General features: G+C 54.6%; 23 protein-coding genes and 1 pseudogene. 11 read left to right on the top strand and 13 right to left on the bottom strand.

Annotated elements, in window-relative coordinates; all coding sequences use genetic code 11:
* The 4 genes from ACQG11_RS12500 to ACQG11_RS12485 form a co-directional block, all read right to left on the bottom strand.
* Positions 1-381, bottom strand: coding sequence for a response regulator transcription factor (locus ACQG11_RS12500; protein WP_006810275.1), 381 nt, complete (start codon positions 379-381; stop codon positions 1-3).
* Positions 382-404: 23 nt separating this feature from the next.
* Positions 405-665 (bottom strand): XapX domain-containing protein, encoded by a 261-nt coding sequence (locus ACQG11_RS12495; RefSeq protein ID WP_045621749.1) that lies wholly within the window; start codon positions 663-665, stop codon positions 405-407.
* On the bottom strand, positions 662-883 hold the full coding sequence (locus ACQG11_RS12490; RefSeq protein WP_022646923.1) for a DUF1427 family protein: 222 nt from the start codon (positions 881-883) through the stop codon (positions 662-664). The genes ACQG11_RS12495 and ACQG11_RS12490 overlap by 4 nt, the downstream gene beginning before the upstream one ends.
* A 61-nt stretch (positions 884-944) precedes the next feature.
* Entirely contained in the window at positions 945-1,631 is a 687-nt protein-coding gene (locus ACQG11_RS12485; RefSeq protein ID WP_022646922.1) for a hydrolase, read from the bottom strand.
* Positions 1,632-1,851: 220 nt separating this feature from the next.
* Between ACQG11_RS12485 and ACQG11_RS12480 the strand changes: the two genes are divergently transcribed.
* The 4 genes from ACQG11_RS12480 to ACQG11_RS12465 are packed head-to-tail and all read left to right on the top strand — an operon-like array spanning position 1,852 to position 6,598.
* Complete coding sequence (locus tag ACQG11_RS12480) at positions 1,852-3,723, top strand: amidohydrolase (RefSeq protein ID WP_046621099.1); 1,872 nt, start codon at positions 1,852-1,854, stop codon at positions 3,721-3,723.
* Complete coding sequence (locus ACQG11_RS12475) at positions 3,723-4,130, top strand: DoxX family protein (RefSeq protein ID WP_063163175.1); 408 nt, start codon at positions 3,723-3,725, stop codon at positions 4,128-4,130. Before ACQG11_RS12480 ends, ACQG11_RS12475 begins: the two co-directional genes overlap by 1 nt.
* Complete coding sequence (locus tag ACQG11_RS12470; RefSeq protein ID WP_426728406.1) at positions 4,127-5,746, top strand: MFS transporter; 1,620 nt, start codon at positions 4,127-4,129, stop codon at positions 5,744-5,746. Before ACQG11_RS12475 ends, ACQG11_RS12470 begins: the two co-directional genes overlap by 4 nt.
* Positions 5,747-5,776: 30 nt before the next feature.
* Positions 5,777-6,598 carry an alpha/beta fold hydrolase gene (locus ACQG11_RS12465; protein ID WP_023305378.1) on the top strand — a complete coding sequence of 274 codons (822 nt, stop codon included), beginning with the start codon at positions 5,777-5,779 and terminating at the stop codon, positions 6,596-6,598.
* Positions 6,599-6,637: 39 nt separating this feature from the next.
* Here the strand turns inward: ACQG11_RS12465 and ACQG11_RS12460 are convergent, their stop codons facing one another.
* Positions 6,638-8,032, bottom strand: coding sequence for an MFS transporter (locus ACQG11_RS12460; protein ID WP_063146611.1), 1,395 nt, complete (start codon positions 8,030-8,032; stop codon positions 6,638-6,640).
* A 45-nt stretch (positions 8,033-8,077) separates the two neighbouring features.
* Positions 8,078-9,166, bottom strand: a complete 1,089-nt coding sequence (locus ACQG11_RS12455) for a cellulase family glycosylhydrolase (protein ID WP_426728405.1) — start codon at positions 9,164-9,166, stop codon at positions 8,078-8,080.
* Positions 9,167-9,351: 185 nt separating this feature from the next.
* Between ACQG11_RS12455 and ACQG11_RS12450 the strand changes: the two genes are divergently transcribed.
* The gene (locus ACQG11_RS12450) at positions 9,352-10,359 is read left to right on the top strand and encodes a LacI family DNA-binding transcriptional regulator (RefSeq protein WP_426728404.1); all 1,008 of its coding nucleotides are present in this window, start codon (positions 9,352-9,354) and stop codon (positions 10,357-10,359) included.
* Here ACQG11_RS12450 and fosA read toward each other — a convergent pair.
* A complete protein-coding gene (fosA, locus tag ACQG11_RS12445; RefSeq protein WP_032625316.1) occupies positions 10,345-10,770 on the bottom strand; it encodes a FosA/FosA2 family fosfomycin resistance glutathione transferase in 426 nt (141 codons plus the stop codon). The two genes, ACQG11_RS12450 and fosA, sit on opposite strands and share 15 nt — an antisense overlap.
* Before the next feature lie 198 nt (positions 10,771-10,968).
* On the opposite strand from fosA, the gene trpS reads away from it, so the two are divergent.
* The 5 genes from trpS to ACQG11_RS12420 all read left to right on the top strand — a co-directional run bounded on the left by trpS (position 10,969) and on the right by ACQG11_RS12420 (position 15,114).
* A complete protein-coding gene (gene trpS / locus ACQG11_RS12440; protein ID WP_426728403.1) occupies positions 10,969-11,970 on the top strand; it encodes a tryptophan--tRNA ligase in 1,002 nt (333 codons plus the stop codon).
* A 250-nt stretch (positions 11,971-12,220) separates the two neighbouring features.
* Positions 12,221-12,703: a hypothetical protein gene (locus ACQG11_RS12435; protein ID WP_228339051.1), complete on the top strand. Its 483-nt coding sequence runs from the start codon at positions 12,221-12,223 to the stop codon at positions 12,701-12,703.
* A 3-nt stretch (positions 12,704-12,706) separates the two neighbouring features.
* Positions 12,707-14,365: an S-type pyocin domain-containing protein gene (locus tag ACQG11_RS12430; RefSeq protein WP_426728402.1), complete on the top strand. Its 1,659-nt coding sequence runs from the start codon at positions 12,707-12,709 to the stop codon at positions 14,363-14,365.
* 1 nt (position 14,366) lies between these two features.
* On the top strand, positions 14,367-14,615 hold the full coding sequence (locus ACQG11_RS12425; RefSeq protein WP_426728401.1) for a bacteriocin immunity protein: 249 nt from the start codon (positions 14,367-14,369) through the stop codon (positions 14,613-14,615).
* A 127-nt stretch (positions 14,616-14,742) separates the two neighbouring features.
* Complete coding sequence (locus ACQG11_RS12420; RefSeq protein WP_155024512.1) at positions 14,743-15,114, top strand: hypothetical protein; 372 nt, start codon at positions 14,743-14,745, stop codon at positions 15,112-15,114.
* A gap of 77 nt (positions 15,115-15,191) precedes the next feature.
* On the opposite strand, the gene ACQG11_RS12415 is transcribed toward ACQG11_RS12420, so the two are convergent.
* Both ACQG11_RS12415 and ACQG11_RS12410 read right to left on the bottom strand, forming a co-directional pair.
* Positions 15,192-15,665: a SymE family type I addiction module toxin gene (locus tag ACQG11_RS12415; protein ID WP_080338049.1), complete on the bottom strand. Its 474-nt coding sequence runs from the start codon at positions 15,663-15,665 to the stop codon at positions 15,192-15,194.
* Positions 15,666-16,210: 545 nt separating this feature from the next.
* Positions 16,211-17,152, bottom strand: coding sequence for a hypothetical protein (locus ACQG11_RS12410; RefSeq protein WP_262786210.1), 942 nt, complete (start codon positions 17,150-17,152; stop codon positions 16,211-16,213).
* A 338-nt stretch (positions 17,153-17,490) separates the two neighbouring features.
* Here ACQG11_RS12410 and ACQG11_RS12405 point away from each other — a divergent pair, with 338 nt between their 5' ends.
* Positions 17,491-18,441 carry an HNH endonuclease gene (locus ACQG11_RS12405; protein WP_426728400.1) on the top strand — a complete coding sequence of 317 codons (951 nt, stop codon included), beginning with the start codon at positions 17,491-17,493 and terminating at the stop codon, positions 18,439-18,441.
* A 38-nt stretch (positions 18,442-18,479) separates the two neighbouring features.
* On the opposite strand, the gene ACQG11_RS12400 is transcribed toward ACQG11_RS12405, so the two are convergent.
* From ACQG11_RS12400 to ACQG11_RS12385, 4 genes and pseudogenes are all read right to left on the bottom strand, one after another.
* Entirely contained in the window at positions 18,480-18,887 is a 408-nt protein-coding gene (locus tag ACQG11_RS12400) for a DUF4917 family protein (protein ID WP_426728891.1), read from the bottom strand.
* A gap of 73 nt (positions 18,888-18,960) precedes the next feature.
* Positions 18,961-19,929, bottom strand: a complete 969-nt coding sequence (locus ACQG11_RS12395) for an IS5 family transposase (RefSeq protein ID WP_077263733.1) — start codon at positions 19,927-19,929, stop codon at positions 18,961-18,963.
* Between the two features lie 32 nt (positions 19,930-19,961).
* Positions 19,962-20,450: pseudogene (locus tag ACQG11_RS12390) on the bottom strand (type I restriction-modification system subunit M N-terminal domain-containing protein); the annotation flags it as partial.
* 5 nt (positions 20,451-20,455) lie between these two features.
* Positions 20,456-21,955, bottom strand: a complete 1,500-nt coding sequence (locus ACQG11_RS12385; protein WP_426728399.1) for a type I restriction-modification system subunit M — start codon at positions 21,953-21,955, stop codon at positions 20,456-20,458.
* Positions 21,956-22,451: the final 496 nt, after the last annotated feature.

Genomic DNA, 22,451 nt, shown 5'->3' with positions numbered 1-22,451 from the left:
TTATTGTCGGCGGGTCAGCTCCCGCTGAATATGATCCAGCAGAATATCGATGTTAATCGGCTTACGCAAAAATGCAGCGGCGCCCAGGCTGAGTGCATACCGCTGCATATTTTCATCCGCATGGCCGGAGATAAACAGTATTGGCGGCGGCGGCGTGGCCAGCAACCGCAGCTTCTCAAACAGCTCGATCCCGTTCATGCCGCGCAGCTTGATGTCGGTGATCACCAGCGACGCGCCGGACAGGGCGAGAGGGTGGCTCAAAAACACCTCTGCCGAATCGAAGGTATCGGTAGCATACCCTTCCGATTGCAGCAGGTTACTGAGCCCGCTGCGAACAGAGCGTTCGTCATCAATGATGGCAATGCGCCACGGCAGCGTCATGCTGTCTTTCCTCAAACAATTCGTTACGCGTCGCGGCTTTCCTTCGCGGGCGTTGGGGGCGCGGTACCGCTGATTTTCGGTACGCATTCATGACGAAACCAGGCCAGGGTCAGCGGTTCGCGGCTCACCAGACGCCGTCCGATGGGGATCAGTTGTTCACCCACCAGCATGCCGAACAGGCCAAGCAGCGCGACGACCGGCGGCGCCGGGGAATGCACGTCGAGCAGGGCGTAAATTACCCCAGCCGCGACCCCGCACACCAGCGAAATAATCCAGGCCTTCATGATGACGCTCCGGTCAGGTGCTGAACGTGGGGAACCGTCACCTGCACGCCAGCGGGATTATCGCGGGATAAAAGATGACGCATCGCCTGTTCCCCTGCCAGCATACCCAGCAGGCCAATCAGCGCCAGCGCGGGCGGCGCGGGGGAACGCACCTTCAGCACGGCATACATCAGGCCAATCAGCACGCCTGCCGCGAGGGATATCAACCCTGTACTCATTGTGAACTCCAGAGAAAAAGGCAGTGACGAGCCGGATGAGGGACCAGCCCGCCGCCGGGATTTAGCGTGCCGGAACCGGCGCTAAGGTACGGTGCTCGCTCTTCTGGCGAGACGGCGCTTTGTGCACCATGGTGTAGGCATAATCCACGCCCATGCCGTACGCGCCGGAGTGCTCGCGCACGATATCCATCACCGCGGTATAGGTCTCTTTATGTGCCCAGTCACGCTGCCACTCCAGCATCACCTGCTGCCAGGTCACCGGGATCACGCCCGCCTGGATCATGCGCTGCATCGCGAAGTCGTGGGCTTCTTTGGAGGTGCCGCCGGACGCGTCCGCCACCATATAAATTTCGTAGTCCCCTTCCAGCATCGCGCACAGGGCAAAGCTGTTGTTGCACACTTCGGTCCACAGGCCCGCGACAACCACCTTCTTCTTGCCGTTAGCCTTCAGCGCGTCACGCACCTTCTGGTCGTCCCAGGAGTTCATGGAGGTACGCTCCAGAATGTCCTGACCCGGGAACACGTCCAGCAGCTCCGGATAGGTGTTACCGGAGAAGCTTTCGGTTTCAACGGTGGTGATGATGGTCGGGATGTTGAACACTTTTGCCGCTTTCGCCAGCGCCACGGTGTTGTTTTTCAGCACCTGGCGGTCAATAGACTGCACGCCAAATGCCATCTGCGGCTGGTGGTCGATGAAGATGATCTGACAGTTGGCTGGGGTTAAGACTTCGAGTTTTGTAGTGGTCATAAGATTATCCAGTGAGGTTAAAGGTTAAAATCGCCGCGAACAGCACGCCGATAAAATCGCATTCATCCTATGACCCACGCCGCTGGCGCGTAATTATCTCTTCGTATAGTTAACCTTAGGTATAGTTATACTTTGGTATACCTATCCTATTGTATAACTGGATCTTTCCCGAAACCGGTTCCCATAATCCTGACCATTCCCCTCTCAGTCTGGAGCAGTTATGGTTACCCTCGGTAAAGCCGATCTCATTCTGGTTAACGGCCAGTTTCACACCGTCGATCGCGAGAACCCTCTCGCGGAAGCCGTTGCCGTGCGCGACGGGAAATTCCTGGAAGTGGGCACCGTCGCCGAGGTGATGCAACACCACTGCGACGGCAGTAAGATGGTCGACTTAAAAGGCCACACCGCCATCCCCGGCCTGAACGACTCGCACCTGCACCTGATCCGCGGCGGGCTGAACTACAACCTCGAGCTGCGCTGGGAGGGCGTGCCGTCGCTGGCCGACGCCCTGCGGATGCTGAAAGAGCAGGCCCTGCGCACGCCGTCGCCCCAGTGGGTGCGCGTGGTGGGCGGCTGGAGCGAGTTCCAGTTTGCCGAGCGCCGTATGCCGACGCTTGATGAGATCAACGACGCCGCGCCGGATACCCCGGTGTTTATCCTTCACCTGTACGACCGCGCCCTGCTCAACCGCGCCGCGCTGAAGGTGGTCGGCTACACCAGGGACACGCCGAACCCGCCGGGCGGCGAGATCCAGCGCGACGCCAACGGCAACCCGACCGGGATGCTGATCGCCCGTCCTAACGCCATGATCCTGTACTCAACCCTCGCCAAAGGGCCGAAGCTGCCGCTGGAGCAGCAGGTCAACTCCACGCGCCAGTTCATGCGCGAGCTGAACCGCCTGGGGCTGACCAGTGCCATCGACGCGGGCGGCGGCTTCCAGAATTACCCGGAAGATTACGAGGTAATTGCCGAGCTGCACGAGAAAAAGCAGATGACCATCCGCATCGCCTACAACCTGTTTACCCAGCGTCCGGGCCACGAGCTGGAAGACTTTGAAAAATGGACCGACATGCTCACGCCGGGCCAGGGCAGCGACTTCTTCCGCCACAACGGCGCGGGCGAGATGCTGGTCTTCTCCGCCGCCGATTTTGAAGACTTCCTCGAGCCGCGCCCGGATCTCGCGCCGGGCATGGAGGACGAGCTGGAGCGCGTGGTGCGCCATCTGGTCGAACACCGCTGGCCGTTCCGCCTGCACGCCACCTATAACGAATCCATCAGCCGCATGCTGGATGTGTTCGAGAAGGTGAACCGCGACATTCCGTTCAACGGGCTGCACTGGTTCTTCGACCACGCCGAAACCGTGTCACAGGCCAACATCGACCGCATCAAAGAACTGGGCGGCGGCATTGCCGTGCAGCACCGCATGGCCTTCCAGGGGGAATACTTCGCCGAGCGCTACGGCATCGAAGCCACCCGCCACACGCCGCCGGTGGCGAAAATGCTGGAGACCGGCGTGCCGGTGGGCTTAGGCACCGACGCCACCCGCGTGGCGAGCTATAACCCGTGGACCGCGCTCTACTGGCTGGTCTCCGGCCGCACCGTTGGCGGGATGCAGATGTACGATCACAGCGCCCGTCTGGATCGCGATACCGCCCTGATGCTCTGGACCCAGGGCAGCGCGTGGTTCTCCAGCGAGCAGAACCAGAAGGGGCAGATCAAAACGGGCCAGCTCGCGGATCTGGCGGTGCTCAGCAAAGATTACTTCCGCGTGCCGGAAGAGGAGATCAAGGGCATCGAGTCCGTCCTCACCGTGGTCAACGGCGATATCGTCTACGCCGCTGGCAGCTTTGGCCCGCTCGCGCCGCCCGCCATTCCGGTCCTGCCCGAGTGGTCCCCGGTGGTGAAGGTGCCGGGCCACTACCGCAGCGCGCCGCCGCAGGCCGCACGCGTCGGCATGAGCGCCGTCCACCACTGCAGCGGCCCGTGCGGGGTTCATAGCCACCAGCATGATTTCGCCCGCACGTCAGAGATGCCGGTGTCCGACGATAACGCTTTCTGGGGGGCGCTGGGCTGCAGCTGCTTTGCATTCTGATGAAACAAAATGACGCTTCGCCCCGGATCGATCCGGGGCTGTTCTTCCTGCGCCTGACCGGCAGCCTGCTGCTGCTTTACGTGCACGGCCTGCCGAAGGTGCTCCACTTCAGCGAAGAGCTGACGCGCATCGAAGATCCGTTTGGTTTCGGACCTTACGCGAGCCTGATCCCGGCGATCGTCGCCGAGGTCATCTGCCCGCTGTTTATCATTGCAGGGGTTTACACCCGCCTGGCGTGCCTGCCGATTATCGCCGTGCTGCTGGTGGCGATGCTGGCGGTGCACCCGGACTGGTCGATTGCCGAAGGGCAGTTTGGCTGGCTGCTGCTGATTATCTTCACCACCCTCGCCCTCACCGGACCGGGACAGTGGCGGCTGCAGCGTAAGACGATGGAGAGGTTCGCATGACCCAGGTTAACGACGTTCGCGACGCACACGCCGAGACGACGCCCGCATCGGCGGCTTCGCCCTGGCAGCCGCTGAGCCAGCCGGTGTTCCGCATGCTGTGGATCGCCACGGTGGTCTCTAACGTCGGCTCATGGATGAGCGACGTCGGTATCAACTGGAGCATGCTGACCCTGAGCGCCGATCCGCTGGATATCGCGCTGGTGCAGGCGGCCAGCAGCCTGCCGATGTTCCTCTTCGCCCTGCCGTCCGGGGTGATGGCGGACATCGTTGACCGACGAAAATACCTGCTCTTCTCCCAGCTATGGGTATTCATCGCCGCTGCCGGGCTGACGCTGCTCTCTTTTACCGGACACGTCACCCCCACCGTTCTGCTGGCGGCAACGTTTCTGCTGAGCGTGGGCGCGGCCATGAGCTCGCCGCCGTTTCAGGCGATTGTGCCTGACCTGGTGAGCAAGCCCGAGCTGGGTTCCGCCGTGGCGCTTAACTCGCTCGGGGTCAACATCAGCCGGGCGATTGGCCCGGCGCTGGGCGGTTTCCTGCTGTCGCTGGCCGGGCCGTGGATGGTGTTTGCGCTTAACGCGCTATCCGTGGTCGGCGTGGCGTGGGTGCTGTGGCGCTGGCGTCCGGCCCCGTCCATACAGCGGCTGCCGCCGGAGCACTTCTTCTCGGCGGTGCGGTCCGGCATTCGCTACGTGCACGCCGCCCCGGTGCTGCGCAACGTGCTGGTGCGTACCGTGGCGTTCTTCGTTTTCGGCAGCGCGGGCTGGGCGTTACTGCCACTGGTGGCGCGCCACGAGCTGGGCTTAGGCCCGGCGGGCTACGGCGTGATGCTGGCGTGTATCGGCCTGGGGGCGATTGCCGGGGCGATCCTGCTGCCGCGCCTGCGCCAGCGGCTGAATGCCGATCGGCTGATGGTGGCCGCCAGCCTGACGTTTGCCCTCACCATGCTGGCGCTGGCGTTCGTGCGCCACGTCTGGCTGCTGAACCTGTTTGAGTTCTTCACCGGCTTCGCGTGGATTGCGGTGCTCTCCACCCTCAACCTTGGCGCACAGCGCAGCGCCGCCCGCTGGGTAAAAGCCCGGGCGCTGGCTGTGTATCTGACGGTGTTCTTCGGCTCGATGACCGCAGGCAGCGCCGTCTGGGGGCAGATCGCCTCGCAGTTCGGCACCCCAACCTCGCTGGTGGTTGCCACGCTGGGGATGGTGCTGGCAAGCGCGACGGCGTTCCGCTGGAAGCTGGAGAAAGATCCGAATTTAAATCTCGACCTGAGCGGGCAGCCGCTGGACGGCGTGGAGATTGAACTCCCGAACGAGCGCGGCCCGGTGCTGGTGTCGCACGAGTACATCATCGACCCACAGGGCGCGAAAGCGTTTTTGCAGGCCGTGCACGAGCTACGCCGGGTGCGCCGCCGCGCCGGAGCGATGAGCTGGGCGGTGTACGAGGATATCGAACGTCCAGGGCTGTTTATCGAGACCTTCCTGATGGGTTCCTGGATTGAGCATTTGCGCCAGCAGGAACGCCACACCATGAATGACCTCCTGTTGCAGAGCCGCGTTCTGGCTTTTCATCAGGGCACAACATCACCGGCAATTCGCTATCTGGTCGCGCCGGTATAACCATAACAATCACCTGCACAGGAACACACTATGGCACTGTTTAAGGCAAAAGACGGCACGCAGATTTACTACAAAGACTGCGGCGCGGGCAAACCGATCCTCTTCAGCCACGGCTGGCCGCTGGACGGCGACATGTGGGACAGCCAGCTGAACTACCTGGCCGAGCGCGGCTTCCGCGCCATCGCCTTTGACCGTCGCGGCTTTGGGCGTTCGGATCAGCCGTGGAACGGCTATGACTACGACACCTTTGCGTCCGACATTAACGACCTGATTACTACCCTGGATCTGCGCGACGTAACGCTGGTGGGCTTCTCCATGGGCGGCGGCGACGTGACCCGCTACATCAACAACTACGGCAGCGCGCGCGTGGCTGGTCTGGCGCTGCTGGGCGCGGTCACTCCAATCTTCGGTAAATCGGATACCTTCCCGCAGGGTGTGGATCAGAGCGTGTTCGACGGCATCCGTGACGGACTGCGTAAAGATCGCGCCCAGTTCATCAGCGACTTCGCCACCCCGTTCTACGGCACCAACGCCGGGCAGACCGTTTCCGCGGGTGCCCTGACGCAGACGCTGAACATCGCCCTGCTGGCGTCCCTGAAGGGCACCATCGATTGCGTGACCGCCTTCGCCGAAACCGACTTCCGTCCGGATATGGCGAAAATCGACGTGCCGACGCTGGTGATCCACGGCAGCAACGACCAGATCGTGCCGTTTGAAAGCACCGGCAAGCTGGCGGCGGAGATGATCAAAAACGCCACGCTGAAGGTGTACGACAACGCGCCGCACGGCTTCGCGCTGACCCACCAGGATCAGCTCAACGAAGATCTGCTGGCGTTTGTGAAGTCGCTGTAAGTCATTACGCGAAGCCTGATGGCGCTTCGCTTATCAGGCCTACAAGGGCTGGTCCTGTAGGCCGGGTAAGGCGCAGCCGCCACCCGGCGCTTTCGCAGACGCATTCCGCTCCGCCAGCAGCCGACAAATCTCCGCATGCTTCTCTTCGGTAAAGGTAAAGCGCGACATAAAGCCCATGCGGATCAGCGAGCCTATCGCCGGTAACAAACAAATGCCGAAGAACAGCCCCGACAGTACGCCTTCGCTCTGGGCCTGCGCCTGCGGCACATAGTTGATCATCGTCAGAAACACGCCGATTAACCCGCCGCCCACCGCCACCGACATCTTGCCGGTAAAGGTCTGCCCGGAGAAGGTGATCGCCGCGCAGCGCTTGTGGGTGTGGTATTCCGCATACTCGATGGTGTCGGCAATCATCGACGAGGTGAGGATGTTGGTCATCATCACGAACAGCGTGCTCAGGCCGAGCAGGATAAACAGCAGCGCCGTGTGCTGATAGCCCGTAAACCACATCACCACGCGCACCGCCACGTCCAGCCCGCAGAGGATCATAAACAGCTTCCGCTTCTGCATCCGGCGCGTCAGCAGCGGGGCGACCAGGCACAGCACCGCCGCCACTATCCCCATCACGCCAATTGCCATTTGCAGGCTGCCGTCGCCCATGTTGTTGATAAAGAAGTAGATATAGAGTCCGCCCGCCACGTTATGGAACACGCAGAAAAAGAACGACAGCAGGACGATAAACAGCGGCTTGTTCTGGCGCAGGTTGTGGAAGGTGTCGCGCATCGTCACCTTTTCCGGGCTGGGCGGGACGCGCTCTTTGATCTGCATAAAGCCGTTGAGCATCAGCGGCAGGCCCACCAGCATCATCACCAGCGCCGCCATAAAGTAGCCTTTATCGTTGCTGTACTGGGCAAAGAACGCCGCCAGCTTCGGGAAGAAGATATTGGCGCAGGCAATCCCGGCGTTCACCCCGAGCATCGCCGCCGTTACCGCGCGGGTGCGCTGGCCGGAGTCGTTGGTCATCACCGACGACATCGACCAGAACGGGATATCGGAGATGGCGTACAGCGTCCCCCACAGGATATACGTCACCCCGGCGTAGAGGATTTTGGTGGTCATGTCCGCTTCGATTTTATAGAACGCCAGCAGGGTGACGCCGGTAATCAGCAGCGGCGCAATCAGTAAAAAGTGGCGAAACTTGCCAAACCGGCTGTTAATGGTGTCCATAATGCTGGCAAACAGCGGATCGTGAACCGCGTCCCACGCGCGGGCAATCAGGAAGATGGTACTTGCCGCCAGCGCCGAGATCCCCAGCACGTCGGTGTAAAAATAGTTTATAAACGAACCCACTAAACCAAAGCTAAAACACTGACCTAAACCATAGCCAAAGTAGGACCATAACTCGCGAGACGGTATTTTCATTGTCATTGCCATAGTGCGTACCTGGTTGCCCGGCGACAGCGCGCCGGGTCGTTATTATTAGCCCTGCGGATCCGGGGCGATATTGCGCAGCTTCTTCATCAGCGCGATTTCAGCGCGTGAAAACGGGATACCGTTCTCCTCGAACACGTCGTGGAACCACAGGCGGCAGTAGTCCGTGGACTCCTTCATCACCACCGGCCACGGCAGCCAGGTCTGGGTTTTACCGCGCACCAGCCCCCACTGATACGGCGCGACCTTTGCCATGTACATCAGCGGGAGCTGCTCTTCGATGGTGCCGCCCACGTGACGCGCCAGCCATTCGGTGCAGAAGATTGGGCGGCCCAGCGCCTGAAGTTGCTGGATAATCGCCGTCATGCGCCCGGTATTGGTGTAGGCGTGATAGCTCACCACGTCCGACAGTTCCAGCGCGGTCTGGTCCAGCGGGTGCTGATAAAACGTCTCGCCCTCCTCTTCCGCCGGCAGACGCCACGCGCAGACGGTGAGCGGCTGGGTCGGATCTTCCTCACGCACCCAGCGGAACGCCAGCTTCATCAACTCGTGCGCGCAGGTCTCCAGCTTCTCGTCGTACAGCACCTCTTCCGTGCCTGTCGCGAAAATGCCGCGGTTGCCCGGCTCGTTATACAGATCCCAGAGCAGCACGCGCCTGTCTTCGCGGAACTGGCGCACAACGTCGCGGATATAGCGCTCAATCTGTGGCCAGCAGTCTCGATCGCACACCTTGTCGCGCCCCGGGCTCGCCGCCGCCTGGCTGTTGTGTTTGCCCGGTACGGGCGGCTTTTGCGGGCCGAGGTACGGCTCGTCGCCGGAGAAGCCGCAGTCGTCCATCAGGGTCAGCATGGTGCTGAACCCTTGGTCGTCGGCAATCGTCAAAAAGCGGTCGATGCGCGCCATCAGCCCGTCGCGGTCGTGCTCCCATACGATAAACGGCAGGTTGATGCGCAGGGTGTTATAGCCCGCGTCCGCCGCCCAGCCCAGCTCGCGGTCGATAGTGGCGGGATCGAAGGTCTCTTCCTGCCAGATATCGGTCCAGTTCACCGCTGTCGACGGCAGATAGTTGAACCCGCACAGCCAGCCTTTTTGCTGATACCACGCCTGTGCCTGTTCTTTACTCCACTGCTCTTTCATTACGCATCCTCTTGCTGATAATGTTTAGCTAATAAATATTAGCTGCGGGATAAATGCGCAAATCGCGGTGCAAAGAAAAGCGACGCCTCTCACAAAGTTCACGCTTCGATGAATGAGAAACGTGATCGGCGGCGCTAAAGCGTGCGGTTAGGGTATGATGCAAATTCGCGAAAGGGAGAGGACGGATGAAGCGAAAAACGAAAGTGACGATGAACGATATTGCGCGGGCGGCGGGCGTGTCGCAGGCGACGGTATCGCTGGTGCTTAACCAGTCCCGCAACATCAAGCTCAGCGACGACACCCGTCAGCGGGTGATCAACGTCGCTACCGAGCTCGGCTACGACCGCCTCCCCGCCATTCACGCTCCGCGCAACCAGGAGGAGATCGCCCTGCTGGTCAGCTCGTTGCAGAGCTTCGACCCGTTTATCGACGCCATCAGCCAGGCGCGGGAAGGGGCGTGGCGCAACGAAACGTTGCTCACCGTCTACGACTACGGCGACGACGTGGAGCTGGCCCTGAACATCATCCGCCAGCTGGACAAGCGCAACTGCATCGGGATTATCCTTGCCTCTCCGGTCACGAACGTCGTCGATATGACGCCATTTCAGGACTGTACCCGCATCCCGCTGGTGCTGCTCAACCAGCGCGACCCCGGCTCCCCGCTGCTGCCGTCGTTTATCCCGGACGACTACGCCAACGCTTTTCAGGTGACTAAACACCTCATCGCCTGCGGCGCCAGCCGTATCGCCCACATCACCGGCGAGAGCTGGATGGAGGCCTCGCGCCAGCGTCTGGCGGGCTACCAGGCGGCATTGAAGCAGGCCGGTTTAACGTGTGACGAAAGCCTGGTGCGCCAGACCAACTGGCAGTTCAGCGAGTCCTTTACCGCCACCACGTCCCTGCTGGAACTGACCGAACGCCCGGACGCCATTTTCTGTGCCAGCGACTGGCTGGCGATTGGCTGCTACCAGGCGCTGGCGGTGAATGGCGTGCGTATCCCGCAGGACATGCTGCTGGCGGGCTACGACGACCAGAAGATTTCCGAACAGCTCACCCCACCGCTGACCAGTATCCAGCTGCCCTACAGCGAGCTGGGACGGCTGGCGGTGGAGTACCTGTGCAATCAGGAAGATGCCGCCACACACGTGACGCTGGCGGGCAGGCTGAAGGTGCGCGCCTCAAGCCCCGTCTGAAGTAAATACCATGCCCGCATAGGGCTTCTCGCGACACGCCGCCAGCCGCGCGGCGAGGCTGCCCACGTGCAGCTCCAGCTTGTGCCCGTCCGGGTCGAGAAAATAGAACGACGCCCCCTCGCTTTTGTTCTGCTTCCAGACGGTGACGCCCGCCTGCTCAAGCCTTTGCGAGAGCGGTTCAAAATCCGCTTCCGCCACGGTAAACGCGTAGTGGGTGTAGTCGCTCTCCTGCGGTGGCACGTACTGGCGCGCCTCGTCGTAGGACAGGCAGACCCATAGATCGCCGCAGGTGAGATAGGCCCCGGTATTCCAGCGGGCGTGCAGCGCAAGCCCCAGCAGCTCGTGCCAGAAGGTGACGCTTTTTTGCAGGTCGCTGACCGCGAGGGTCAGATGATTGAGAGATTGCAGCATGACGTGCCCTTTTGTTTTTCGCGCCGGACGTGGTACGGTAAAGAGATGAACATAAACCACGCCGTGCTCACCGTAAACCGCTGGTGGCTGCCTTCTTAAGGCGGCACGGAGTAGTTTTCCCCATTTTCAGATAGCCGCCGAAAGGCGGCTTTATCACATCTAAGACCCCTTTCGGCATTACAACGTTAAGGAGTCTTTATGAACGCACCCACCATCCTCACCGGCGACCGCCCAACCGGCCCGCTGCACCTCGGTCATTTCGTCGGATCGCTGCGCCAGCGCGTCGCGCTCCAGCAGACGCACAACCAGTTTGTGCTGATTGCCGACCTTCAGGGGCTGACCGACAACGGCAGCAACCCGCAGAAGATCCGCGACAACATCCCCGAAGTGCTGGCCGACTACCTCGCCGCCGGCATCGACCCGAACCTGACCACGATCTGCCTACAATCCGCCCTGCCCGCCCTCGCCGAGCTGACGATGCTGTATATGAACATCGTCACCGTCGCCCGCGTGGAGCGTAACCCGACGGTGAAAAACGAGATTGTGCAGAAGGGCTTCGCCCGCTCGCTGCCGGTCGGGTTTATGGCCTACCCCATCAGCCAGGCGGCGGACATCACCGCGTTCAAGGCCGAGTGCGTGCCCGTCGGCGATGACCAGCTGCCGATGATTGAGCAGACCAACGAGATTGTGCACAAGATGAACAGCCTGCTGCCCGCCCCGGTGCTGCGCCACTGCAAGGCGATGCTGAGCGACACCAGCCGCCTGCCCGGCATCGACGGCAGCGCCAAGATGTCGAAATCGCTGGGCAACACGCTGCACCTTTCGGCCAGCGAAGAGACTATTCACCGTGCGGTCAGCGCCATGTACACCGACCCGAACCACCTGAAGGTGAGCGACCCGGGGCAGATTGAGGGGAACGTGGTGTTTACGTATCTCGACGCGTTTCACCCGGACAAGGAGAAAGTGGCGGCGATGAGGGCGCACTATCAGGCGGGCGGGCTGGGTGACCGGTCGTGCAAGAACGAGCTGGAGGGGTGTTTGCAGGAGCTGATTGCGCCGATGCGGGAGCGGAGGGCGATGTATATGCGGGATAAGGGGGAATTGATGGCGATGCTGAAGCGCGGGACCGAACGGGCGCAGGGGGTGACGCAAGGGACGTTGAGAGAGGTGAAGGTTGGGCTGGGGGTACCGGTGTTTTAAAATAACGTCATGCAGCGTATGTATTCAAATAATACATGCGCTGCATAATATTACTATCGGCAATTCAGCGAATATTAAATTTATAATTAACAGGAACTATTACTAACCCTTCTTTAAAAGATGACCAATATCAACCTGGATATTTATTTCGGAATTTAGCCCGACTTATTAACCACTTTATGTATATTCGCCTTACAGTCTCAAACCTAGCATTGCTGCATTTACTCTTCTGCCCCTACAAGGAATTGTCATGCAGCTTTATACCAATGAATTTACCGCTGAGTTGAAAGCGGAAATAGATCGTTCGCCTTTTTCCGATGAAGAACTGGCCGCCATGCCTGAGGACGCGCGCGCCATTATTGCTGAACAGGAAGCCTTTCATCGACAACATCCCGTTACCGCCATCTGGCGGATCGCCACGGCTGGCAGCCAGACCCGACTGGGCGGCGTGGTTCTTCCCGTCGATCGTGAAGCCACAATGCTCATGGACGATGGGAGTTACACCAGCGTGATTGTCGAAGGGGATTGTGTGGCCTATCTGGATGGTACGCTCGCCACGATTATGACTTCCTCAGGAACCGCTTTTACCTGGAAAGGACACGGCGTTGCCCTGGTAGGTAGCCTACTTGATAACGATGACGAGATTATCAGCACACCGCTCGGCACGACTTATCTGGTCACCCGCGAAGGTATTCCACCTAAAGAGGATTTCTTAACCTGGCCCGGAGAATAGGCCATGGGCTACCGTTCTACGAACTACGGCCGCGGTCAGGCGCTGCACGGCGACAGAAAGACCACCGGCGCAATATGTTGTAGCACCCTGCCCAACTGCACCGAGCACGGGCGCGGCGTTATCCGCGTTGGCGATAAAACTACGGCATGCCCTAAATGCGGCAAACAGGGCGTTGTTGCAGACGGCGAACCTCGCGTTAACTGGATGGGACAAACCTCAGCCGTCGATGGTTCTGTCGTCATTTGTGGCTGCCCGCACGGAACCAACCGCGTGATCGCCCCATCGGGAGAGTGGCTCGGCTCCGGCCCCTCTCCTGAACAGATCGCACAGGAAAAGCATCAGGCCATGCTCGCGGCACGCCGAAAAGAGCAAGAGGCCGAAGCGCAGCGACAAGCAGAAGAACGCGATTGCAACCGGGTCTTTGCGAAATCCTGCCTGCGCGGTGATGGTTGTAACGATGCAGGCACCGGAAGTGAGCCGCACACCAACTTCGCCGAGATGGCATTTTACCAGTCCATACCCAACAATGCCCCGCAACACGCCCAGGCGGCAAAGCGTAAGGTGATCCCAAAACCAAAGCAACGCAGCGCGCTTTATCTCTGGTGGAATGGGCATCACGAGGAGATGGACTATCAGGCTGCCGTTGCGGCCGAAGAAAGGGCCTGGACCGCGCGGAACGCGATAGCCGATGCCAGCGAACTCGTACTGGTTGGCGGGCGTACCATCACTTCCGGCACGTGGGCCGTGCGCGGCGCTGCACTTGGCGAGATAGCCACGGGAGGCCTTGGTGCACCTGTCGCAGGGCTGCTGATAGGGATGTATCCCGGCAAGCTGAACGACGGCGAGCAGGATTTTATCGACAGGATGCGCGCCGAGCAGATGCGGGAAGCCCCTACCCGCGTTCGCTTCACCTGGGAGGACGACGCCAGCGGCAACCCGACACCGCGAGGCTGGCATACGCCGCCCGGCAAGGACAGCGTGCGCGTTCGCAGGATAGAGTGGGATAGCCGACGTCAGGCGTATACCTTTACCACCGAAGAAGACCCCTGCATCACCCTCATCTGGACACCGGACCGCACCGGAGAGAGTAAGCCGTGGGATACGGGTAATCACAACCCGGTACGGATACCGAACCCGGTTGTGGTTGATCCGCTGCCGGAGGATACGGGGATTGGTGCGACAACCAGCCCGACACCGGAAGAGAAGACGTTTGCGGATTATATTCTGATTCTGCCGGTGGGCGGGGTGCCGCCGATTTATGTCTATATCCGCCACAATCCCGGACAGGTCACAGGCAAGGGACAGAAGATTAGCGGCATTTGGTTATCTGATGCGAATACGGGGAATGGGTCTCCTATTCCAAGCCAGATAGCGGATCGATTACGTGGGCAGACTTTTACGGACTTTGACCAGTTTCGTAAGGCATTTTGGCTGGAGGTATCGAGGGATCCGGGACTTCTGGAGCAATTTATCAGCAATAACCGCGCAAGTATGCGTAAAGGAAACGCCCCTTTCACACGCACACCTGACTCGGTTGGAAAAAGAGAACGTTATGAAATTCATCACATACAACCTATCAGTCAGGGCGGTAAGGTGTATGACGTTGATAATATGGGAATAACCACTCCAAAACATCACATCAAAATTCATAAAGGAGAGTGATATGAGACTGTTAAGTGATTACACAGAAGAAGAATTTTTAGAACTGGTACGCAAAATTTGCAATGCGGACGCACCAACTGAAGAAGACGAGAATCGATTGGTTAGAGAATTTAAACGACTTACCGAGCATCCCGCAGGCTCTGACCTGATTTTTTATCCTGAAGAGGGCAAAGATTATAGTCCAGAAGGCATTGTTAGAGAAGTTAAGGAGTGGCGTAGGGCAAATGGTAAACCCGGTTTCAAATCATAGTTTTTATGGGTTAACACAGATAATCATGCATTCTTGACCAGTGCTCAACTTCATCTATTAACGACAGCGGGTAACCGTTAAGTGCCAGATTGCCTAATGAAGTCAACGAATATGGAATATTCTATAAATGAAACCTACTCTCGCACAAGTTATTGAGGTCGTACGTGAGTCCTCTGGGATACATCGTAAAACTATTGATAGCAATACCTGGATTGAGGCCGATTTACATATTTGCGGTATTGATGGTGAAGAACTACTGGAAGACTGCGAAGAAGCTTTTGGCGTTCAACTAGCCACGGAAGAAGATGGCTATATGAAAACGTTCGCTCTTGCTGAGAACGAGTATCTGTTTACGGGTGAAGGCATAGATTTTTTTGGCATCTGTCGATTTATACGCTGGGTACGTGGCATACCCGAACCTGTGATACGCGATTTAACCGTTGGCGAACTGCATGCTGTATTGGTTAAGGCTGTGAAAGAACAGGTAAAGCACGAGTGATTTCTGATTAATACGGGCATGGGATAACATGCCCGTATCGTTATATTGCTCCAGGAATATAAGGTAGGAAGCCAGAACTACTCAGGCATCGCTTGCCCGATTCCCCGCTTCACAACGGGTATATCGCCGGTATCATTCAGCGCCCCCGGAAACGTTTTTAACCACTGCGCAACTTTGTGCTTATTTATATTCACCACGCTCATACCTTCCAGGCATCCCCATAATTCTCTTGTATGCTGTGGCGTAATCACAATGCAGTCTTTCATAGCGCGGATTTTCACCGGCATACCGTTGATAAAGCCCGCGCGGGTTAACCACTCGCCGCCCAGCAGAAGATATTTCATGTCTATGCGCGCATAGAGTTCGCAGCAGGCTGCACTGTCCTGCGGCGTTTCCGCACGGGGATGAACGGGCGCCGCGTTGGGTTGGTTGCCGTGCAAACGGCGGGCGCTGTTTTTGCGTACCAGCTCGCGGTTTTCAATCATGCCGGTGAAAGCGTCTGATTCTGTTTTGCAAACCGTAAACTCTGGCTTAAAATTCGTCGCAGCCATTTTCAACTCCATTCTAGTTGGTTGTGGTTAGCGGTATGGGGGTGTTGCAGCACCTTCATATCGCGAATTCCTCGTTTAAATTTCTTTGATACTTCCTTTTGCCGTTCGGCGTAATTCCTGGTGTTCATTATACAGGGCTGAATATAAAAACAGCAGTTTTAGGTGGGATAAATTTGGAATTTGCGAGGGAGGTTCAGAAATCATCCGGTAGTTGGTTGGCGAATTTCTTTTGCATATAAAATGCAGGATTAGCAATTAAATATTAATCATCAATTCTTTTAAAAAGGCGCCTAAGGCGCCTTTCTGGCTTAATCAAAGGGTATACTCTGTATCATCAACAAAGCCTATTAATTATTCATAGCAGAAATGATTTTATGCCTATGAGGCTAATTGCTGTCATTAATAAACAAAAGGATTGACGGGATGACAGACGGGACAAACACCCCTGACGGGCTAGAGTGCACATTACAAATGCAATGATAAGCACTCCATAAGTGGAAGGAGAGGCATTTTTTAGTTCTGTCAGGACATTTAAATCCATACCGTTAAACCTCCTTACCAAAACTAAATTCAATCCGTTGTCGGGCTGGGTTGATACTCCCTCCCATTGAAAGCAATTCTTCAACTAATTTTTGAATCGGTCCGTCAGTTAATTGATTGCCATTAAGACTGTATCTTTTGTACTGGAAAGACTTATTAGTTACTCCGCTGACGGCTTTTTCAATCAAACCTTCATTATGAACTCTACCGAATGACAAACGACCTGAATAACCGGATAGCTCTAACGTTTGTAAGAGATAGCTAGCAAATCCGATAAAATAAGGCACAAACCACTCTCTACGAAATAACGCATCAATCCGATCAATAGTGGGGAAAAAGTAGCTATCCAATTCCGTACAATCATAATTTAGCTCGGACCCGTTAACCTCTAAGTAACCATACATTCGCAGGCCAAACCACGGGAAATATAGATGTGGATTAATTATTGAGGCCTTGCCTTCTTTTCCTATTGTCTTAGCCAATAAAATTAGACAGCGGTCCGCTCTTCGTAGACCTTTAGACCAGGATACAGGTACGGCTGTTCCCCAATACTCTTCGTCATAAATATAACGGTAAAGCAGGATGAGATCATGCTGATTAAGCTGAGCTATGCGATTGCTCACCACAGCTTCAGTTAATGTACCCGGAATAGCCTTGAGAGTTGAAAGCTCAGCTAACTCCGCCCCAGATATGTTGTTTCTATGTAATTGCAGAGATTCTCGCACTTCTGCTAACTTAATCTCGGCAGTACTGTCTGTCGTTTGGCTATGCCGGGTGGTCAGATCACTCCAACTTTTGACATGGTAAAACCAAGCGACCATTTCCTGTGCATGACCAAGAGGAACGTTACAGTGATTTCTGAGAAAACGAGCATGTCTGCGAAGCTGTTCTTTCTCTGGAGGCGGGAGATCAATGACATCATCATTGAATGCTAATTCTGAAAGCATATCATTTCCTTTATGTAATACCCTGCGGCCTGTAAACACAGAGCTGGAAAAGAATGCTCTGATAAAAATGAATATCTGATATGCGCGATGGCTAGTTTGTCTACAGGCTGACCGGTCTGCGCGAACCTTGCGAACACACTAAAAAAAATGACAATCAGTGTCAATAGAGTGCTTTCATCTTCATAAGATTTATTCGCGTCGAAAGTACTCCATTACAACATGACACTTATTGACCAAACCCCAAGAAAGGGACTGGTAAAGAAAAATAGTGTAATTGGATTGATCGGGTTGGATTTTGCTAGCATTATCGAAAAACTACTGGCTCCTGTAACCGAACTATGACCATCGCACAATCTCTCAGTCAAAAAATTGCCGGGATGAAAACAGCCTGGTACAACAAAGCACCAGCGTTGAATAAACCCTTACTTGTTCTGTACGTTCTTTCCCAGTACAAGAAAGGCCATGAACGACTTTTCCAGTTTCAGGATGAAATACAAGATCAACTACGAGATTTGCTAAAACGCTACGGGCCAAAACGCAGCAACTATGAAGTTCTTATGCCATTCTGGCGGTTAAAGCATGATGGCTTCTGGGCACTGGAAGGAACAGACCCAGCTTTACTCAAAAGCCCTGAGGAACCGAGGCTGCAGAAGGTCTTCAATAACAACGTGCACGGTGGCTTTGATGTTGCTTCCTTTTCCCTATTACAGGCTCAGATACACTTAATTGACTCGTTGGCGAAACAGGTGGTTGAACAATATTTGCCCGTAGAATTTCACTCTGCGTTGTTCCAAGAGCTGGGATTTGAAACACCTGAGCCATTTGAGGTAAATGAAAGCCCGAACGATCGTATCGCTCTCGTTCAACCAGACATTGATATTATCACTCATGACCTCTCGATAGATGAAACAACCCGAACAGCATTGATTCATGCCAGAATCGGACAGGGTATTTTTCGGGCAGAGTGCTTAAAACTTTACCCTGCCTGCCCTGTAACAGGGATTACCTTTCAGCCATTGCTGAGAGCAAGTCATATCAAACCCTGGTCCGCATGCCAAACTGCTAAAGAAAGATTAGATCCGCATAACGGTCTCATGCTGGCGGCTCATATTGATACTTTATTTGACTCTGGCTGGATTTCATTTGCTAACGAAGGTGACGTTCTGATAAGCAATCACCTTGATTTTGTAACATGCGATAAACTGAATTTACCAGAAAGGATAATTGCATTGCCGAAACCTTCATACAACTATTTACAATGGCATAGGGAATATATTTTCAAGGGCTGAGACAGCCCTTTCATACTATATCAATAAACAAAATATTTTTATCCCCCCCAAACACAAGCTGTTTTGGCATCAAATAGAGTAACTTTAGCATGAAATTTTTCTTTTATGCTTAAAATATGTTTAGCATCTGCTTCAGAATAAACACCAATGTATATACTCCACAATTTAGGTTCTCTTTTTGAAGGAGCATGGACTGCTTTATTTATCGCATCAATAATATGTTCATCATATTCACCGAAATTAAAACCAAAAGTTATCAACGAGCCGTTCAAATTTGACAGCTGTTCAAAACAATGTGATAGGTATCTGTTATGTCGGATATGGTTAAGTTTTTCGTCTCCATTACCAGCAGTTACGAATATTGGATAGTCACCAACCTCAAGGCGTTTCTTTACTTTTTCTATTAGAAATCCATCATTACTATACTGTTCTTTTTCAATATTAATCCCTACATCAAAAACATGGCTTTGTTGAATAAATCAGATTTCGGGTAAGTCTCCCCCGTAGCGGGTTGTGTTTTCAGGCAATACGCACGCTTTCAGGCATACCTGCTTTCGTCATTTTGTTCAGCGCTCGTACCAGGGCCATAGCCTCTGCAACCTGACCATCGTAGTCACGCAGTGTCAGTGAACCTCCGAACAGCTGTTTTACCCGGTACATCGCCGTTTCCGCTATCGAGCGACGGTTATAATCTGTTGTCCATTTCCACCGCGCATTACTCCCGGTCAGCCGCTGATTCGCAACAGCACGGTTACGGTCTGCATATTCACCGGGCCAGTAACCCGCGCCTTTTCGGGGCGGGATAAGCGCGCTGATTTTCTTACGCCGCAGTTCATCGTGACAGAGCCGGGTGTCGTAAGCGCCGTCTGCCGATGCTGCCCTGATTTTTCTGTGAGTCTGCCGGATAAGACCCGGGAAGGCTTCTGAGTCCGTCACATTGTTCAGCGACAGGTCTGCACAGATGATTTCATGTGTGTTGCTGTCAACTGCCAGATGCAACTTTCGCCAGATACGACGGCGTTCTTTGCCGTGTTTTTTGACTTTCCATTCGCCTTCACCAAAGACCTTCAGCCCGGTGGAATCAATCACCAGATGCGCGATTTCACCTCGGGTGAACGTTTTGAAACTGACATTAACCGACTTTGCGCGCCTGCTGACACTGGTGTAATCCGGGCAGCGCAACGGAACATTCATCAGTGTAAAAATGGAATCAATAAAACCCTGTGCAGCCCGCAGGGTCAACCTGAACACGCGTTTAATGACCAGAACGGTGGTGATGGCGAGATCAGAATAGCGCTGAGGTCTTCCCCGTGATGAAGGCGTTGCCGACTCATACCAGGCCTGAATAGCTTCATCATCCAGCCAGAAAGTTATGGAGCCACGGTTGATGAGGGCTTTATTGTAGGTGGGCCAGTTGGTGATTTTGAACTTTTGCTTTGCCACGGAACGGTCTGCGTTGTCGGGAAGATGCGTGATCTGATCCTTCAACTCAGCAAAAGTTCGATTTATTCAACAAAGCCACCAGAATCATCAGCGAACTTTTTAATCAGGTATTCGTAGGCTTCACCAAGATCATCCTGAGCGACAGATTTAATACCGAGCGGTATTTTACTGAAATGTTCAATCAGATCAGCCAGCAGATGATCGGGCAACCGCTCTTTATTGGTCCACTGCGCATCACCGAAGACGCCATGTAAACGCGGGTTATTGGCTTCAATTAGTCGAAGCGCATTCTGGATCGCTTCACCAATGTTTTTACTGGTATTTCGGACCTTTTCCCAACTAGCTTCAGCAGGAATGTTGAAACGGTGAAACATCGGCATGGCGGCATATTCGGCATCGCCTTCATGGAGCTCCATCGCCTCGTTATATTCTTCCAGATAGACATCTGACAGGCGTTTGTAAAACAGCAACGGGAAGACATACTGCTTGTAGTCTGATGCGTCAATTTGGCCACGAAGAAATTCGGCGGCTCCCCAGAGCAGCTCTTCCAGCTTTTTATTACTCATAGTACTCATACCTCGAACCCTTCTTTGATAAGCAGGGCTTCCAGCTCCTCTTCTGCTTTTTCCAGCTCAACCAGCTTCCGTTGAAAATCTTTGAGCACCGCTTCCACAGTGATGGTTTCTTCTTCGAGTGGCTTTTGCACATAACGAGCAATATTAAGATTGAAGTCATTTTCTTCAATCTCCTTTAGAGGAACCCAGCGCGCTACACCTTCGATTTCTTTTGCATCTGGTCCCTGTTGCGCCTGGTCATGATAGATTTGGTATATATCATCGGCCTGCTTGTTGGACAGCGTATTCTGCGCACGCCCCTTGGTATAGATTTCTTCAGCATTGATGATCAATACATGATCTTTATGCGTTGCCGGGCGTGATTTGCGCAGCACCAAAATACACGCAGGAATACCAGTGCCGTAGAACAGATTGGAAGCGACACCAATAATCGCCACAATGCGATTCTCTTGCAGCAATTTGGTTCGAATTACCCCCTCAGATCCGCCACGAAACAGCACACCATGAGGTAATACGACAGCCATACGCCCATTGTCGTTAAGTGAAGCAAACATATGCTGCACCCAGGCAAAATCACCATTTGTTTTAGGCGCCAGGCCATATTGCTTACGGCCATAGGGATCGTTCGACCACAGATCGTGTCCCCACTCCTTCAAGCTAAACGGTGGGTTGGCAACAACGCAGTCGAAAGTTTCTAAGCGATCGCTTTTTAAAAACTTAGGTTCGCGTAACGTATCCCCCCGAACAATATCGAAGTCTTCCTGACCATGCAGGAACAGGTTCATTCGTGCAATAGCTTCCGTCGTTAGGTTTTTTTCCTGGCCTTTGATTTTTAGCAAGCGCGGATCGCCACCGTTTTCTTTTACGTGGTGAATCGTCTCGAGCAACATACCGCCTGTGCCACAGGCTGGATCGTATACACTCTCACCCGCTTTGGGATCGAGAATGTTAACCATCAAACGAACGATTGTGCGTGGGGTGTAGAACTCACCAGCTTTTTTGTTAGCTTTGTCTGCAAAACGTTTGATTAGATACTCATATGCGCGGCCCATGACATCATCACGGACACTTGCAACACCCAGGTTCACCTTATTGAAGTGATTAAGTAGCGTGGCCAGTAACTCATCTGAAAGACGTTCTTTATTGGTCCAACTGGCATCCCCAAAAATGCCATGCAGTTTAGGGTTTGCCAGCTCTATACCACGGAAAGAGTCTTTTAGGGCCTGACCAATGTCTTTGGTCTCAGCGAAAACATCGCGCCAGTGGCAATTTTCAGGTATCTGAATACGGTGAAACATCTTCCCTTTGGCAAGCTCTGCATCCCCAACGCTCTCCATCGCATCGGCAAATTCTTCGTCATATACATCACAAATGCGTTTGAAGAACAGGATGGGAAAAATGTACGTTTTGTAATCTGACGCATCAATAGGCCCAGTGATAATATGGGCTGCATGCCAAAGATGGGCCTCGAGATCTTTTAGGTTAATCAGTGTCATTGTCTTCTCTTTTCGATTCTGCGACGCCGGAACCTTGTACAACAGAACATCTATGCCGTAGTTGAAAAGCAATCTTTCACTTCAGTCTTCGTCGTTAGACTTTCGGAAGCATTTTTTGAAAGCATAGTGCTATGGAGTTAACATCTGAGCCGGTAGGTTAGTATCGTAAGAATTATTACGCCCATAAACCAGCCTTTTTAACATCAGGCGTGATTAGTGTCGTTGTGCATGATTATAGTTATAACTTCATCATGACAGCTCCAGCATTGTGAGTGGGAATAGCGAATTTTCACGGATTTCAGATACAAAAAAAGCCGCCCTTAAGCGACTTTGATTTGCATCTTTTGGTGCCGAAGGCCGGACTCGAACATCGCAACTATCCTATTGATCTTAAAAGATTAAAATTTACCACATTAGACATGATACCATCATTCATACCATCAGTCCCGATTGGTGATAATCGAACAATCTATGTAGAAACATTAGACCAGCATTA

Origin of the sequence: Enterobacter cloacae complex sp. 372C4 (assembly GCF_050030615.1) — a bacterium.
GTDB classification, from domain to species: domain Bacteria; phylum Pseudomonadota; class Gammaproteobacteria; order Enterobacterales; family Enterobacteriaceae; genus Enterobacter; species Enterobacter intestinihominis.
The sequence above is the reverse complement of the archived record's forward strand: the minus strand, read 5'-3'. Positions and strand labels throughout refer to the sequence as shown.

Coding starts and splice junctions, on each gene's coding strand:
- ACQG11_RS12460 (WP_063146611.1), bottom strand. CDS start 8,032: ATGGCAATGACAATGAAAATACCGTCTCGCGAGTTATGGTCCTACTTT.
- ACQG11_RS12450 (WP_426728404.1), top strand. CDS start 9,352: ATGAAGCGAAAAACGAAAGTGACGATGAACGATATTGCGCGGGCGGCG.
- ACQG11_RS12470 (WP_426728406.1), top strand. CDS start 4,127: ATGACCCAGGTTAACGACGTTCGCGACGCACACGCCGAGACGACGCCC.
- ACQG11_RS12415 (WP_080338049.1), bottom strand. CDS start 15,665: ATGGCTGCGACGAATTTTAAGCCAGAGTTTACGGTTTGCAAAACAGAA.
- ACQG11_RS12405 (WP_426728400.1), top strand. CDS start 17,491: ATGACCATCGCACAATCTCTCAGTCAAAAAATTGCCGGGATGAAAACA.
- trpS (WP_426728403.1), top strand. CDS start 10,969: ATGAACGCACCCACCATCCTCACCGGCGACCGCCCAACCGGCCCGCTG.
- ACQG11_RS12500 (WP_006810275.1), bottom strand. CDS start 381: ATGACGCTGCCGTGGCGCATTGCCATCATTGATGACGAACGCTCTGTT.
- ACQG11_RS12410 (WP_262786210.1), bottom strand. CDS start 17,152: ATGCTTTCAGAATTAGCATTCAATGATGATGTCATTGATCTCCCGCCT.
- ACQG11_RS12495 (WP_045621749.1), bottom strand. CDS start 665: ATGAAGGCCTGGATTATTTCGCTGGTGTGCGGGGTCGCGGCTGGGGTA.
- ACQG11_RS12420 (WP_155024512.1), top strand. CDS start 14,743: ATGAAACCTACTCTCGCACAAGTTATTGAGGTCGTACGTGAGTCCTCT.
- ACQG11_RS12485 (WP_022646922.1), bottom strand. CDS start 1,631: ATGACCACTACAAAACTCGAAGTCTTAACCCCAGCCAACTGTCAGATC.
- ACQG11_RS12475 (WP_063163175.1), top strand. CDS start 3,723: ATGAAACAAAATGACGCTTCGCCCCGGATCGATCCGGGGCTGTTCTTC.
- ACQG11_RS12490 (WP_022646923.1), bottom strand. CDS start 883: ATGAGTACAGGGTTGATATCCCTCGCGGCAGGCGTGCTGATTGGCCTG.
- ACQG11_RS12385 (WP_426728399.1), bottom strand. CDS start 21,955: ATGACACTGATTAACCTAAAAGATCTCGAGGCCCATCTTTGGCATGCA.
- ACQG11_RS12455 (WP_426728405.1), bottom strand. CDS start 9,166: ATGAAAGAGCAGTGGAGTAAAGAACAGGCACAGGCGTGGTATCAGCAA.
- ACQG11_RS12480 (WP_046621099.1), top strand. CDS start 1,852: ATGGTTACCCTCGGTAAAGCCGATCTCATTCTGGTTAACGGCCAGTTT.
- ACQG11_RS12465 (WP_023305378.1), top strand. CDS start 5,777: ATGGCACTGTTTAAGGCAAAAGACGGCACGCAGATTTACTACAAAGAC.
- ACQG11_RS12435 (WP_228339051.1), top strand. CDS start 12,221: ATGCAGCTTTATACCAATGAATTTACCGCTGAGTTGAAAGCGGAAATA.
- ACQG11_RS12425 (WP_426728401.1), top strand. CDS start 14,367: ATGAGACTGTTAAGTGATTACACAGAAGAAGAATTTTTAGAACTGGTA.
- ACQG11_RS12430 (WP_426728402.1), top strand. CDS start 12,707: ATGGGCTACCGTTCTACGAACTACGGCCGCGGTCAGGCGCTGCACGGC.
- fosA (WP_032625316.1), bottom strand. CDS start 10,770: ATGCTGCAATCTCTCAATCATCTGACCCTCGCGGTCAGCGACCTGCAA.